Origin of the sequence: Roseiarcus sp. (assembly GCF_052145395.1) — a bacterium.
In the GTDB taxonomy this organism is placed as follows: Bacteria; Pseudomonadota; Alphaproteobacteria; order Rhizobiales; family Beijerinckiaceae; genus Roseiarcus.
The window spans coordinates 1-13,311 of the sequence record NZ_JBKQOT010000543.1 but is presented as its reverse complement, the minus strand read 5'-3'; the positions used below and the strand labels follow the sequence as shown (position 1 = coordinate 13,311).

Annotated in this window: 13 protein-coding genes and 2 pseudogenes; 13 read left to right on the top strand and 2 right to left on the bottom strand. The window is 62.8% G+C overall.

Going from position 1 to position 13,311, the window contains the following annotated elements:
• Positions 1 to 331: pseudogene (locus ACLP25_RS18720) on the bottom strand (ISKra4-like element ISAzba1 family transposase); the annotation flags it as partial.
• A 461-nt stretch (positions 332 to 792) separates the two neighbouring features.
• Between ACLP25_RS18720 and ACLP25_RS18715 the strand changes: the two are divergent.
• The 3 genes from ACLP25_RS18715 to ACLP25_RS18705 all read left to right on the top strand — a co-directional run bounded on the left by ACLP25_RS18715 (position 793) and on the right by ACLP25_RS18705 (position 2,733).
• The gene (locus ACLP25_RS18715) at positions 793 to 1,314 is read left to right on the top strand and encodes an FCD domain-containing protein (RefSeq protein ID WP_442470673.1); all 522 of its coding nucleotides are present in this window, start codon (positions 793 to 795) and stop codon (positions 1,312 to 1,314) included.
• Positions 1,315 to 1,633: 319 nt separating this feature from the next.
• Positions 1,634 to 1,810, top strand: a complete 177-nt coding sequence (locus ACLP25_RS18710; protein WP_442470672.1) for a hypothetical protein — start codon at positions 1,634 to 1,636, stop codon at positions 1,808 to 1,810.
• A 62-nt stretch (positions 1,811 to 1,872) separates the two neighbouring features.
• A complete protein-coding gene (locus tag ACLP25_RS18705) occupies positions 1,873 to 2,733 on the top strand; it encodes an enoyl-CoA hydratase/isomerase family protein (protein WP_442470675.1) in 861 nt (286 codons plus the stop codon).
• A 188-nt stretch (positions 2,734 to 2,921) separates the two neighbouring features.
• On the opposite strand, the gene ACLP25_RS18700 is transcribed toward ACLP25_RS18705, so the two are convergent.
• Positions 2,922 to 3,605 (bottom strand): FadR/GntR family transcriptional regulator, encoded by a 684-nt coding sequence (locus tag ACLP25_RS18700; RefSeq protein WP_442470671.1) that lies wholly within the window; start codon positions 3,603 to 3,605, stop codon positions 2,922 to 2,924.
• Positions 3,606 to 3,835: 230 nt separating this feature from the next.
• Between ACLP25_RS18700 and ACLP25_RS18695 the strand changes: the two genes are divergently transcribed.
• From ACLP25_RS18695 to ACLP25_RS18650, 10 genes and pseudogenes are all read left to right on the top strand, one after another.
• Entirely contained in the window at positions 3,836 to 4,843 is a 1,008-nt protein-coding gene (locus ACLP25_RS18695) for a thiamine pyrophosphate-dependent dehydrogenase E1 component subunit alpha (protein WP_442470670.1), read from the top strand.
• Positions 4,840 to 5,814, top strand: a complete 975-nt coding sequence (locus ACLP25_RS18690) for an alpha-ketoacid dehydrogenase subunit beta (protein WP_442470669.1) — start codon at positions 4,840 to 4,842, stop codon at positions 5,812 to 5,814. The genes ACLP25_RS18695 and ACLP25_RS18690 overlap by 4 nt, the downstream gene beginning before the upstream one ends.
• Entirely contained in the window at positions 5,811 to 7,127 is a 1,317-nt protein-coding gene (locus tag ACLP25_RS18685; protein ID WP_442470668.1) for a dihydrolipoamide acetyltransferase family protein, read from the top strand. The genes ACLP25_RS18690 and ACLP25_RS18685 overlap by 4 nt, the downstream gene beginning before the upstream one ends.
• A gap of 165 nt (positions 7,128 to 7,292) precedes the next feature.
• Positions 7,293 to 8,522: an ABC transporter substrate-binding protein gene (locus ACLP25_RS18680; protein WP_442470667.1), complete on the top strand. Its 1,230-nt coding sequence runs from the start codon at positions 7,293 to 7,295 to the stop codon at positions 8,520 to 8,522.
• A gap of 35 nt (positions 8,523 to 8,557) precedes the next feature.
• On the top strand, positions 8,558 to 9,424 hold the full coding sequence (locus tag ACLP25_RS18675) for a branched-chain amino acid ABC transporter permease (RefSeq protein ID WP_442470666.1): 867 nt from the start codon (positions 8,558 to 8,560) through the stop codon (positions 9,422 to 9,424).
• Positions 9,421 to 10,383 carry a branched-chain amino acid ABC transporter permease gene (locus ACLP25_RS18670; RefSeq protein WP_442470665.1) on the top strand — a complete coding sequence of 321 codons (963 nt, stop codon included), beginning with the start codon at positions 9,421 to 9,423 and terminating at the stop codon, positions 10,381 to 10,383. Before ACLP25_RS18675 ends, ACLP25_RS18670 begins: the two co-directional genes overlap by 4 nt.
• Positions 10,380 to 11,120: an ABC transporter ATP-binding protein gene (locus ACLP25_RS18665; RefSeq protein ID WP_442470664.1), complete on the top strand. Its 741-nt coding sequence runs from the start codon at positions 10,380 to 10,382 to the stop codon at positions 11,118 to 11,120. The genes ACLP25_RS18670 and ACLP25_RS18665 overlap by 4 nt, the downstream gene beginning before the upstream one ends.
• On the top strand, positions 11,110 to 11,811 hold the full coding sequence (locus tag ACLP25_RS18660) for an ABC transporter ATP-binding protein (protein ID WP_442470663.1): 702 nt from the start codon (positions 11,110 to 11,112) through the stop codon (positions 11,809 to 11,811). The genes ACLP25_RS18665 and ACLP25_RS18660 overlap by 11 nt, the downstream gene beginning before the upstream one ends.
• Positions 11,808 to 12,767, top strand: coding sequence for an NAD(P)-dependent oxidoreductase (locus ACLP25_RS18655; RefSeq protein ID WP_442470674.1), 960 nt, complete (start codon positions 11,808 to 11,810; stop codon positions 12,765 to 12,767). Before ACLP25_RS18660 ends, ACLP25_RS18655 begins: the two co-directional genes overlap by 4 nt.
• A 279-nt stretch (positions 12,768 to 13,046) precedes the next feature.
• Positions 13,047 to 13,311 (top strand): annotated as a pseudogene (locus ACLP25_RS18650) (IS6 family transposase); the annotation flags it as partial.

Below are 13,311 nucleotides of genomic sequence, written 5' to 3'. Positions count from 1 at the left end.
GCGCCGACGCGCATCGTCCGCTGGCGGATGGTCTCGACTTCCGGGGCGTCCCCGAGCGGGAAGAACTCTTTGAGCAGTGAGCGGGCGCGGCGGTACGGCAGCAGGGCGCCCATCTTGGCGAGGGTGCGCTCATACTCCGGCGTGCAGCGGTCGGGCATGATCTCCGCGGCCGGGTGATGGTCCGGCGCGACGCCACACCGCACCGGCAGGGACCGAAGCGGGGTGCACGAACCTCCACGACGCCAAACAACGACGTTAGCCGCCGGCGACGAACGTCCTTCAGCGGCCGTTGCGCCCCGCAGCGCTGGCAGCGTCGCCGGTTCCGGCAATGGCATTGTCAAGGCAAATAAGTATAGGTGATTTTCGGCGTCGAATCCGGCGGAGCGCGTTGTTAATTCGTGAGCAATGCTCCAGTCCGCCTTGATGCGCGAGCAGGCAGTATAGATTTTACTGTGACAATGCCAGCGGAGCCACGCCTTCCGGATTCCGTTTGTCCTCGATCCGGGAAAAGTGGTGCAGCAAAAGCCGCAACCGCGACGGTTCTGCGGCTTCGTCAGGCGAGGCGTCCATCAGGCAGGCTCCGAATCAGGAGCCCCCATGGATTCAGCCTTTCCGCAACTCGTAAATCCCGTTAACCCGAGTTCGGAGCCCTGGAGGCCGCGGGCCCGCCCTTGCTGTTCCGCACATTTGGGGCGATTCTGCCTTTGGCGATTCGCGCCTCTTTCGATGCACGGAGAGGTCAGTCTCGGCGCCGTACGCGAAGCGCTATCGAGGCTTGGCGCAGAGGGCCTCGTGATCGCAGAGTCTCAGAAGGGCTATCGCGTCGGCCCACTTTCGGTCGAGGATCTTCGGGACCTCACCGAGGTGCGCGTCGAGATCGAGCGAATCGCATTGGCGCGAGCAATCGCTAGCGGCGATCTCGACTGGGAGACCAACCTGGTCGCCGCGCGGCATCGGCTTTCGAGAATCTCGGAGCGGGTCGAAGGCGATCCGCACCACGCGTCCGACCAATGGGCGCAGGCGCACGGCGCCTTCCATGAAGCGCTGGTCAAGGCTTGCGGCTCCGCGAAGCTTCTTCAGATTCGCGCCCAGCTCTACCAGCAGACGGAGCGTTATCGACGCTTTTCCGACGTGGTTGGCCGCGAGCGCAATGTGTTCGCCGAGCATCAGCGGATTTTTGATGCGACCATCGCGCGCGACAGCACGGCGGCCACGAATGCGATCGCTGAGCACTTATATTACGACTCACTGCTGAGATCATCACCGGCTCGCTCAAGCTCGAAGAGCAAGGCGATGAGGGACGGCGACGGATAGCCGGCTGAGGAACATCGCGCCCAAGTCGTCGAGTAATGGTCGCGCTACGGCCTAGGCGCCTGATCGTGAGAAAGGGTTCCTCCACGCGTAGTGGCCGACAGCGGTCGTGACAGTCTGGGGCATCGCCGGTTAGGGCGGAGACCCCCTGATCGAGGGGCACTTCGCAACGAGAGCGATGGGCCATGAAGCGTGCCATGGCGCAACCGGAAGGAAGCGCCATAAGCGGTCCATTGCAGCAGCCGGCCCGAAGCAGGAGCCTGGGAGAGGAGCAATCGCAACCGTCTCTTCGATTCGGTTCGCGTGATGACGCGGCAGTGGCATGACCAGTGACCTGATCAGCGGCCAACGTGCGTTGTGCGATTATCGGCGCGCGGCGAAGAGCGGGGGCGAGATCAAGTATACCGTGATGGGCGGGTGCGTGACGCTAGGCAGCCTCGAATCGGCGCAAGGGGTTCGCCCGGCCCAGCATTGGCACAATATGGGTTTAATTGATTGACAAATCTGCCTCGGCGTGAAAGGGTCCAGCGTGGCTTCAGACGCCTTGCAAGGGAGGAAGATATGTCGTTGGCAGGTTTCGTGCCGTCGCCGGAATTCGACGACTACAAGGAGCGTTTCAAGGCGCATTTTCGGCTGACGCGCCGCGAAGACGGCGTGGTCCTCGCCGAAGCGCACACCAATGGCGGACCATTTCAGCTCAGCGTCGAATCGCACAAGTCTTTCGGTCAACTTTTCCAGACCATCGGCGCCGACACGAAGAACGAATTGTTGATCCTCACCGGAACCGGGCCCGATTTCATGATGGCGGTCGATCCGACCGGCTTCAAACTCGAAGAAGAGGATCTCGCTTACTGGGCGTACGAGTACGCCTACAAGGACGGACGCATCAATGTCAGTTCTTTGATCAATGATCTCGAAATCCCGACGATCGGAGTGATGAACGGACCAGGATTCCATTCCGAACTGTGTTTGATGTGCGACGTCACGATCTGCAGCGAGGACGCAATCATCTTCGACGCGCATTATAATATTAGCTCCGTGCCGGGTGACGGCATCCACAGCTGTTTTCTCGAGCTCCTGGGCGTCAAGCGGGGCGCCTATGCGTTGCTGACCGGGCAGGCCATCGACGCCAAGACGGCTCTGGACTACGGCTTGGTGAACGAGGTCGTTCCGAGGGACAAGCTCATCGAACGCGCGTTCAAGCTCGCCGACCACATCATGACCCAGCCGCGAACCACGCGCCGGCTGACGACCCAGATCGTCCGCCGTCCGTGGAAGCAAAGAATCGTTAACGACCTCGATGGCGGCTTCGGCATCCAGATGTTTGGCCACTTGGCGAAGAAAAAAGCCATACACACCCAAGAAAATGCCGGTGCCGTCCTTCGCTACGTGCGAGAAGGAAAACGGAACAGTTTCGACTGAGCTGAGAATCTGTAACTCTTTCCATTTCCCCATCTGTCCATTGACGGAATTCAACGGGTTACCAGACGGTGGGCAGCGGGAACGTCAAAATGGGAAAAGTCACATTCTCTGAGTCCCGCCCTCGTCATGCGGATGGAGGCGCGTAGCGGCCGTCGCCTCCTCCCCACGGCCGGCCAAACCAGGGCCTCTCAAAGATCCAACAAACGTCTCTTGGTGTTACGAATGTGACTGCTCCAGGCGTCCCGCGCCGCACGTCCATCTCGGACCGCCAGGGCCTCAAGAATCGCGTTGTGTTCCTCTATGAAGAGCTTGCGTTGTTCGGGAGTCTGGTCGCTCGCATAGATGCGAGTCCAATTTGAACGCTCGCGACGACGAATGCCGTTGATGACGCGGTACATGTCGATTGCTACGCTGTTATGGGTGGCTTTCGCCAGCGCCTCGTGAAAATCGGCGTCACAAAGTTCAAATTTGGCTCCCGTGTCAGCCTTCTCGCACTGCTGCAAAAGCTCACGTAAGGCTTCGAGGTCGGCTGCCGTCGCATTCACGACGATTATCCACGCTAGCTCCGGTTCGAAACGCAGCCGAGCCTCAATATACTCGGCTGGACCGTACTCGCGGGATGATCGGACTGAAGCCTGCGGCTTCCCGGTCCGCGATCCGACGAAAGTGCCTCGACCCACATGGCGGTAGACCAACCCCTCGGTCTCGAGTTCACTCAAGGCGCGTCGCGCAATGGCGCGCCCCACAGTGAATTGCTCAGCCAAGCGCCGCTCGGTCGGCAGGCGGCCGGTCGGCAGCTGTTCGCCTTTGATCGTGTCGAGGAGGTAATGGCGAACTCGGAGGTAATCCTCCTCAGCCTTAGCTCTGTCCACGGCGTGGCGACTCTCCGTTCGTGATCTGGCTGCACATAACAAATCTACCAATCGGAACCAAGCCCGACCTTCTCGCTCCGGACTCAGCCAGAGCCACGCATCATGCGCCAATCTTGGGCTTGGTGTTATTTGGTTGCAAAAGGGTTGGCCACGTGATACGAGTATCGGGACCTCGCGGCGGCTCTAATGGTTCGCGCCGGCCGCAATAGTTCACAGGGTGGAATCGGCCAATGGCGTTTAACGATAAGCAGCGCGTTGAACTCTTCCGCACCCTGGTCAGGGCGATGGCTCTCGATCGGATGATGATGCGTCTCATCCGCGCCGGACGTCTGGTGGGCTTCTACCACGAGGGGGGGATCGCGCTCGCTCCCGGCGTCGCGGCGGGGTTCTTTCTCGCGAAAGACGACATCATGTGCCCGCACTATCGGGCGCACGGCGTCGCTCATATGTTGAGCAAGGGCGTCGATGTGAAGCCCTATATCGCGGAGCATCTCGGTCGGACAGGGGGCTGCTGCAAAGGGCGCTCCAGCTTCCACGCCTCGTTCCCGGCGCATCACATCTTCGGCTCTTCCGGAAATATTGGCGCCAATTTCCCGGTCAGCGTCGGTTACGGATTTGCGGCCAAACATAAGTCGCTGGGACAGATCGTGATGAATTGTTCCGGCGACGGCTCTTACGGGTCCGGCCGGGCGCACGAAGCGCTCCTGATGTGCGCGAACTGGAAGCTGCCGGTGATCTTCTGGTGCGAAGCCAACGGCATGGCGCAACACAGCAGCATGGACAAGCTATTCCCGACGCCAAACATCTCGAGCTTGGCGGCCGGCTACGGCATCCCGTCACAGATTGTTGACGGGCAGGACCTTTACGCCTGCGCCGACGCGGCGCAGCTCGCGATCGCCCATGTGCGCGAGGGCAACGGGCCAATCTTTGTTGAATGCAAGACCCTGCGGGCGCAAGAGCACAGCGTCGGCGGCGTGAATTACGCCGGCAAGACGCCCCGCGATCCCGACCTCATGCGCAGATGGAAAGACGAGCGCAACCCCGAGACGCTTGCCGCCGCCGCGCTCGTTCGGCAGGGACTGCTCGCTCAGAAAGACGTCGACGACATGCGTGGCGCGGCCGAAAGCGAGACCGACGAAATCGAACGTTATTGCGAGCGCCAGCCCAAAGCGCTGCCGCCGATCGAGGAATTGCTAGCGGCGGTCTACGCTCAAGAGCCAGGGGCTATGGCATCATGAAACCAGATCGAGAACTCACGCTGAGCGAGGCGATTCGCGAGGCCTACGTCGAGGAGATGCGCCGCGACGAGCGCGTTTTCCTCATCGGCACCAGTATCCAGGCGCCGACGTTTCCACACACGAAGGGCCTTGCCGACGAGTTCGGCGAGGGCCGCGTGCTGGATACGCCGATCTCCGAGCCGGGGATGACCGGGTGTGCGATGGGCGCCGCGCTGGAAGGCTTGAGGCCAGTGGTCGACTACATGTATGCGGGATTCGCTTACTGCGCCGGATCGGAGGTTTTCCTCCAGGCCGGGCAATATCACTTTCTTCACGGCAGCCAGCACCCGCTGCCGATGGTGATGGTCGGCACGTGCGGGGTCGGTCGGCGGGTCGCAAACGAGCACGCCACCTTGCCGTACGGCGCCCTTATTCATCACCCGGGCCTCAAGGTCTGCATGCCGTCGACGCCTTACGACGCCAAGGGTCTGATGAAGGCGGCGATACGCGACGACAATCCGGTCTTCTTTCTCTGGCACACGAGCATGATGATGCAGAAGGGCCCGGTTCCGAACGAGGATTACATTGTTCCGCTCGGGGTCGCCGACATCAAGCGCTCAGGCTCCGATTTGACGATCCTCGCTAGCGGCTTGCAGGTCGGCAACGCGCTCAAGGTCGCCGACAAGCTTGCTCGGGAAGTCAGTATCGAGGTCATCGACCCGCGCAGCTTCGAGCCCTTCGACCGCGACACCTTAATGAGGTCGCTCGAAAAGACCCACCGGCTGGTCATCGTCGACGAAGACTTCGAGCGGGGCGGATTCGCGGCGGAGGTCATGGCGCAAGTCATGGAGCACGGCTACGACCTGCTCGACGCCCCGGTCAAGCGCGTTTGCCATCCTCATTTTCCGGTTCCGGGCGGCTACATCGACTCCTACACGATGCCGACACCCGAGCGGATCGAGGCCGCGGCGCGGGAGGCGCTGGGAGCATGACCGGCCAGACGCAAGATATGGTGTTGCCCCAGCTCGGGATGGGAATGTCGGAAGGATCGATCGAGGCGTGGCTGGTCGCCGAGGGCGCCGCGGTCGACCGCGATCAGCCGATCATAGCGATCGAAACCGAGAAGGTTGTCACGGAACTGCCGGCTCCTATCGCCGGCTTCGTTCATCAACTGGCACGTGTCGGCGAGAAGCTTCCGATCGACTCGGTCATCGCGAAAATCGCAACCTCCAAGGAGGCGTACGAAGCGTTGCTCGCGGGCGGCGCGGAAGCGACGGGCGCGTCCGAACGCGAGGCGCCTCCCGCGTCGGCAGGGGGAGACGGTTTCGGGCCGAGCGGCGACGCTCGGTCGCCCCTCCCCCCCGGCGCCGTCCTCGCGCCCTCTCGCAACGAGTCCGAGCCGAATCGGCAAGGCGCTTCGACGCCGTCGGGACCGCAACGAATCCTGGCTTCGGGGCTGGCGAAGGCCCTCGCGCGACAGCATGGAATCGACCTTGGTCAGGTCTCTGGAACCGGACCCGGAGGCAGGATCGTCGAGTCTGATGTATTGCGGGAGCGCGATCGGACGCGGGAAGCCGCCGCCGCGACCGGGATGCGGAGACTGAAGGCCAAAATCTCGGTCGCCGGCGCTCGCCGCGCCATCGCCGAGCGCATGTTGAAGGCGTCGACCCAAGCGGCGCAGACCTTCGGTTTCTTCGAGGTCGACGTCACTAATTTGCTGCGCGTGCGCGAGCTGATTGCGGATCGGTCGGGCGAGCGCGCTCCCGGGCTCTTGGCGTTCTACGCAAAGGCTGTCGCGCTTGCTTGCAAGAAGGCGCCGATCGTCAATTCGACGCTCGAAGGCGACGCGATTTTCGTTTGGGACGAGGTCAACGTCGGGATCGCGGTGGCGCTGCCGGGATCGACGGAGTTCGACTCGAGCCTCATGGTCCCGGTGGTCCACGGCGTCGACATGCTCAGCGTCGGCGAAATCAACGAATGTATCCGACAGCAGGTAAAGAAAGCGCGCGAAGGCGCACTCAAGCCCTCGGACACCGTAGGCGGGACGATCACCATTTCCACCACCGACGGATTCTCGCCGGGCGTCTGGTCGGTTTCGACGCCGCTGCTGAACCTGCCGCAAGCCGTCAACTTTCAGCCGGGAACGCCGGTCAAGCGCCCCCTCGTGATCGACGACGAAGTCGCGATCCGCACCGTGCTGCCCTGCGGACTGACGTTCGATCACCGCTGTCTCGACGGCGAGCCCGTGGGTCGCTTTGTCCGCGAGCTCTGCGCGTACCTGCAGGATCCCGAAACCATGTTGTGAGGAGGGGCAGGCGCACGATTTGGCCTGGCGGTCGGCGGCGCCGATCCCACCCGCGGCGTCATAGCGGTCGGCCGCTTGAGGCGGCGCTCGACTCCGTGAGATCGGCGCGTTGGCGTTCGCCGGGGAAGCGGATCAGGTTTGCAACCAAGAACACGGGAGGAAGCGATGTTGAGGAGGTTAGGGCTGGTCGCGTGCGCTCTTACGCTTTGGTTGGGACTCGCATACGCCGACGAGCCGAAGCTCAAGATTGGGCTTCTCACCATTCAAAGTGGCCCGTATTCGGCTATCGGCGAGCAGCTGGAACACGGCTTCCGCTATTACCTGGAGCAGAACGGTCAAAAGCTCGGGGGATTCAACGTCGACCTCGTCGCCTTGGACACCGGCGCGTCGCCCGCTATGGCCAAGTCCAAGGCGGAAGAGCTGGTGCAGCGCGAGCGCGTCCAAATCGTCGTTGGACCCATTGCGAGCACCGAGGCTCTCGCCATTCATGATTACATGCGCGACGCGCAGACGCCACTGGTTTCGCCGTCGGCGCTCGCTGAGGATCTGACCCAGAGAAAGGCGTCGCCGTGGTTCGTGCGGGCGACCTCGGCGACCGGGCAGCTCAGCCACCCGCTCGCGGACTACGCGGCGAACACGCTCAAGTACAGAAAGATCGCCGCCATCGCGTCGGATTTCGCTTACGGCTACGAGATCGTCGGCGGCTTTCAGCGGGTGTTCGAGGACAACGGAGGCGTGATCACGAAAAAGATCTGGGTCCCGCTGAATGCGACCGACTACAGCTCGTACATTTCCCAAATCGGCGACGTGGACGCCGTCTACGCGAGCTTTTCCGGTCCCGCCGCGCAGAACTTCCTGCGCCAATACGTCGAGTTCGGATACAAGGACCGCGTTCCGCTTCTCGCCTCGCACTCGACTGTCGACGAGAGCCTTTTGCCGGAAATGGGCGACGACCCGATAGGCGTCATCTCCTCCGGGCACTATTCGCCGACGATCGACAATCCGGAAAACAAGGAGTTTGTGCGCGGCTACCGTGAACGGTACAAGGTGGCGCCGGGGTTCTACTCGGCGGGCGGCTACATGGCCGCCATGCTCATCGACACGGCGCTGACCGGCTTCAAGGGCGACCTTGCCGACAAGGCCCAGCTGATGCAGGCGTTGAGAGCGGCGAACATTGCGCGCTCGCCGCGGGGCGCGATCACGCTCGACGAGTTCGGCAACCCGGTCTGCGACGTAGAGGTGAGAAAGGTCGAACGGAAGGACGGCGTCCTGCAGAACACGATCATCAAGACCTATCCGCAGGTCAGTCAGTTCTGGACCTATCCGCCGAAGAAGTTCCTCGCCGATCCGGTTTATTCGCGCGACTTCCCGCCCTTGCGGTCCGGCGACAAGTAGGGGCCCGTCAGTCTGCGGCGAGCGCGGGTCCGGTGATGAACCAGCAATTGGCCATAACCTATCTCCTCGGATCTGTGACCTACGGCGGTCTGCTCTTTCTGCTGACGTCAGGCTTTTGTCTGATCTTCGGGATCATGCGCGTACCCAATCTCGCGCATGGCTCGCTGTTCATGCTGGGCGCCTATGTGGGCGTAGCCGCCCTTCGTTCCGGCGCGCCGTTCGCGGTGGCCCTACTGGCGGCCGGCGGCGCAGCCGCGGCGCTCGGCGCAATCTTCGAAGCGGCCGTGTTGCGCCGGGTCGCCGGCGACGAAATGAGGCAGGTTTTGGCAACCATAGGTCTCGCTTTTGTCGTCGGCGACGGAATCCTGGCCGTTTGGGGCGGGAACCCTTATCGCGCTCAGGCGCCGCTCGCGCTGCGGAAGTCGTTGCAACTGTTCGGCGCCGTGTTCCCGGCCTATCGGGTCGCGGTGCTCGCGATCGCGGTCGTCAGCGCCGCATTGCTTTGGCTGTTGATCGAGCGCACTCGCATGGGCGCAAGGCTGCGCGCGGGCGTCGACGACCTCGAGATGACGCGGGCGCTCGGCGTTTCTGCGCCGGCCCTCTTCACGAGCGCCTTCGCGCTCGGCTCTTTTCTCGCCGGCGTAGCGGGCGCGCTCGCCGCACCGATCGTCTCGGCCTATCCAGGATTGGATTTCGACATTCTGCCGCTTGCGCTGGTCGTGGTCATCCTCGGCGGCATGGGCAGTCTGGCGGGCGCCTTCGTCGCGAGCTTCGTGGTCGGCGGCCTGTACATCGTCGGCCCCGTCCTGCTCCCTGAACTCAGCTACGTCATCTTGTTTCTGCCGATGGCGATCACGATGGCCCTCCGACCTCAAGGGATCCTCGGGAGGTCAGCGCGGTGATCCGCTTTGCCATTGTTTACATGATCGTAGTGGCCGCGGTCGCATTGGGCAGCCCGAATGACTTCTATTTGAGCTTTGCAACGCGCGTGGCCTATTACGGCATTTATGCGATGAGCCTAAATCTTCTGGTCGGCGAGGCCGGATTGATGTCGCTCGGGCACAGCACCTTCTTCGGAATTGCAGCCTATTGCGTGGCGTGGCTGACGACGCACGGCGTAGGCGGTTGGACGGCGATCGCCGCAGCGCTCGCACTCGGGACGGCCATCGGCCTCGCAACCGGCGCCGTCGCCGTTCGGGTCGCCGGCGCCAGCTTCATGATGATCACTTTGGCCTTCGCGCAGGTCGCCTGGGGCCTCGCCTATCGCTGGGTTGGCGTGACCGGCGGCGACAACGGCATCACCGGCATCGCCCGGCCGACGCTGATAGCATTCGATCTCGAGAAGCAGTCGCACTATTTCGTGTTCTGCGCGTTGGCGTCGCTTGGCGCGATACTCGTCATGGATCGCCTGCGCGCTTCAGCGTTGGGCGCGTCGATCCGCGCGGCGCGGGACCAGCCGAGGCGGATGTCGGCCCTAGGATATCATGTTTGGGCGATCCGGCTGAGCGCGTTCGTCGTCGCAAGTTTCTTCGCGTCGGTCGCGGGAGCGCTCGACTGCTTGCAGCAAAAGTTCGTCAGCCCGGCCACTATGTCGCTGCTCGACGCGACGATGGTCCTCCTTATGGTCGTGATCGGAGGGATCTCCAGCCGATTTGGCCCGCTCGTCGGCGTGATCGTTGTGCTCACCTTCACGGAGTTCTCCGGACAGTTCGTCTCGAGGCCCCGCGCGGCACTAGGGGCGTTGCTTCTCTTCGTGGTGTTGTTCATGCCTGCCGGCGTTGCGCCTTGGCTCGAGACCCTTCTCGTCGGGATCAAGCGTTCCCTCTGGCGAGCCCGGCCTAACGCGGGAGCGGCGCGATGACGGCGATCCTCGAGGCGAAGGGCCTGGAGAAACGATTCGGAGGCTCGGTCATCGTCGCAGGAATTTCGTTGCACGTCGCCGAAGGGGAGCGGCGCCTAATTATCGGCCCAAACGGCGCGGGCAAGACGACGTTGCTCAATTTGTTGAGCGGCGATCTCTCACCAGACGCAGGCGGCATATGGTTCGCCGGCCGGCGGGTCGAGCGGTTGAGCGCCGCCCGGCGCGCCCGGCTGGGCGTGGGCCGCACGTTTCAGGTCCTGACCCTTTTCGAGGGGAACACGGTCATCGAGAACGTCGTGATCGCCGCGCTGGGCGCCCAAGCGAGACGCTGGGACCCTTTCACCCCCTTTCGCAAAATCGGTCAAGCCGAGCGCGCGGCCATGGAGGCTTTGCGTATGGTCGATCTCTTGCCCCTCGCCGCCAAGCGCGTCGCCGATTGCGCCTATGGCCAGAAGCGGCGTCTCGAGATGGCGCTGGCGCTCGCGCAGGCGCCGAAGCTTCTTCTGCTCGACGAACCCTTCGCCGGCCTCTCGGCGACCGAGCGTTCCCAGGTGCTCGATGTCATCCTGAACCTGCCCGGCGAGGTCGCGATCGTCATGATCGAGCACGACATGGACGTCGCGCTCAAGTTCGCGCGGAATATCTCGGTCATGCAGGCAGGGCGAATCGTTGTCGAAGGCTCGAAAAGTGAGGTGATCGCCGCCCCCAGGACGCGCGAGGTCTACCTTGGGCGCTAGCGCGATCGCAGTCGACGACATATGCGCGGGCTACGGCAGTGGCGCCGTGCTGTCGAAAGCGTCGTTCGCGGTCGACGAAGGACGCACGCTCGCCTTGCTTGGCCGTAACGGCGTCGGCAAGTCCACCTGCATCAACGTCATTATGGGCTTCTTGCCGCCGTCGGCGGGCGAGGTCCGTTTGTTTGGCATCCCCATAACCCGGCTTACGCCGGAGCGCATCGCGCGGCGCGGCGTCGGCCTCGTGCCTCAGGGCCGGCGGACATTCAAGTCGCTCACCGTCGAGGAAACCCTGACCTTTGCGGCTCGCGCTGGACCGTGGAGCGCCGAGCGGGTCTACGACGAATTCCCGCGGCTGAGGGAGCGTCGCAACATCGGCGCGGCCGACTTGTCCGGCGGCGAGCAGCAGATGCTGGCCATCGGCCGCGCGCTGACGACGAACCCCAGGGTCCTGCTGCTCGACGAGCCGACGGAAGGTCTGTCGCCGCTGATGGTAGAAGAGCTGGAACGTTTTCTTCTACGATTGCGCGGCAGTGGGATGACCACAATACTCGTCGAGCAGAACGTCAAGCTCGCGCTTGGCGTTGCGGACGACGCCGTCGTGCTCGGAACGGGGCGGATTGGCTTCAGAGGGTCAGCCCAAGAGCTTTCCGCGCGACAGGATCTTCTCGATAGGGAGCTCGGCGTGGGCTGAGGTCATGCAATGGGAGGGAATATATGGGCAAGCGCGTCGCTTTCATTGGTTTGGGCCGCATGGGCGCAGCTATCGCCGCCTGCGTCCTGCGAAGCGGCATGGAGCTGACGGTTTGGAATCGCACGCCCGGCAAGTGCGAGCCATTGAGGGCGATGGGGGCGTCCGTCGCAAACACGCCCCGGCAGGCCGCAGCCGACGCGGAAGTCGTTCTCACATCGCTGATGGATGATCAGTCCATCCTCGATGTCCTGCAAGGCGAACAGGGCGTGCTTGCAGGGCTTCGCCGCGCATATGTCCACGCGTGCCTCACCACTATCTCTCCGACCTTCGCCAACGGCCTGGCGAGAATGCATGCGGCGGCGGGGTCGCGCTACGTTTCCGCCCCGGTGCTAGGCCGGCCCGACTCGGCCGCCAAAGCACAGCTTGTTTCCCTTCTGTCCGGGGACTCAGAGGCCATGGAGAGCGTGATCGAGGTCGCCTCGACCTACAGCAGAGCCGTGAGGGTAGTCGAGGGGCCCGCCGGCAGTGCGAACAGCGCGAAGCTATGCTTGAACTACTCGGTCGTTTGTTTGATAGAAACGATCGGGGAGGCCTACTCGCTTGCTGAGGCGAGCGGCGTGAACCCTTCGCTCATCAACGACTTTTATCAGGAAATGTTCGCGCATCCGGCGCTCAAGCTATACGGGAACAAGATCTTGAGCCGCGACTTTCATTCGGGGGACGGCTTCAGCCTGACGGGGGGCCTCAAAGACGTTACCCTGATGCTCGACGCCGCGCGCGAGAACGGCGTCGCACTCGATATTGGGAAGGTTGTCCTCGACAAGATGCGGATTGCCATTGAGCGAGGTCTGGGGGATAGCGATTGGAGCGTCCTCACCGAGGCGACCCGGATCCTCCGCACTCACAACTTGTCCCAACCGGCCGCGAACACGACAACGTCTCAGGTTAGCCAATAGCTTGAGACTAGGAGACCGGTAATCTCTCTGAGGTGAGACACGAATTGTTAGCGCCGGTCTGTCGATCACAATCGCCTTCATTGAGGAGGCGGCGGTGGAGTCGACGAACACTATCGAAAGTGAAGATGTGGATGCGGCGCTTGCCGGAACCGAAGCGGACGCGGCCATATACCAAGGATGACAACCATGACAGTCGCCTTCGCAGACGCAATCCCAGCTCACATGGTGGCTTTGTCACGGCAACGGTAGCGCGTCTTGAGTCGGCGGGTAAGATGGCGCATGACGATCTCGTTTGCCCGCCACCAGTTCCCCCCTTCGATCATCCGACACGCGGTTTGGCTCTATGTTCGTTATGTTCGTTTCACCCACAGTTATCGCGACGTCGAAGATCTGCTCGCGAAGATCTGCTCGCTGAGCGTGGACTGGATGTCTCCTACGAAACGGTGCGGCGATGGGTCTTGAAATTCGGGCCGTTGTTCGCCCGCGAACTTCGCCACCGACGCCCACGGCCAACGGCGCGGTGGCATCTCGACGAGATGGCCGT

Coding starts and splice junctions, on each gene's coding strand:
- ACLP25_RS18710 (WP_442470672.1), top strand. CDS start 1,634: ATGACCAGTGACCTGATCAGCGGCCAACGTGCGTTGTGCGATTATCGG.
- ACLP25_RS18705 (WP_442470675.1), top strand. CDS start 1,873: ATGTCGTTGGCAGGTTTCGTGCCGTCGCCGGAATTCGACGACTACAAG.
- ACLP25_RS18695 (WP_442470670.1), top strand. CDS start 3,836: ATGGCGTTTAACGATAAGCAGCGCGTTGAACTCTTCCGCACCCTGGTC.
- ACLP25_RS18690 (WP_442470669.1), top strand. CDS start 4,840: ATGAAACCAGATCGAGAACTCACGCTGAGCGAGGCGATTCGCGAGGCC.
- ACLP25_RS18685 (WP_442470668.1), top strand. CDS start 5,811: ATGACCGGCCAGACGCAAGATATGGTGTTGCCCCAGCTCGGGATGGGA.
- ACLP25_RS18680 (WP_442470667.1), top strand. CDS start 7,293: ATGTTGAGGAGGTTAGGGCTGGTCGCGTGCGCTCTTACGCTTTGGTTG.
- ACLP25_RS18675 (WP_442470666.1), top strand. CDS start 8,558: ATGAACCAGCAATTGGCCATAACCTATCTCCTCGGATCTGTGACCTAC.
- ACLP25_RS18665 (WP_442470664.1), top strand. CDS start 10,380: ATGACGGCGATCCTCGAGGCGAAGGGCCTGGAGAAACGATTCGGAGGC.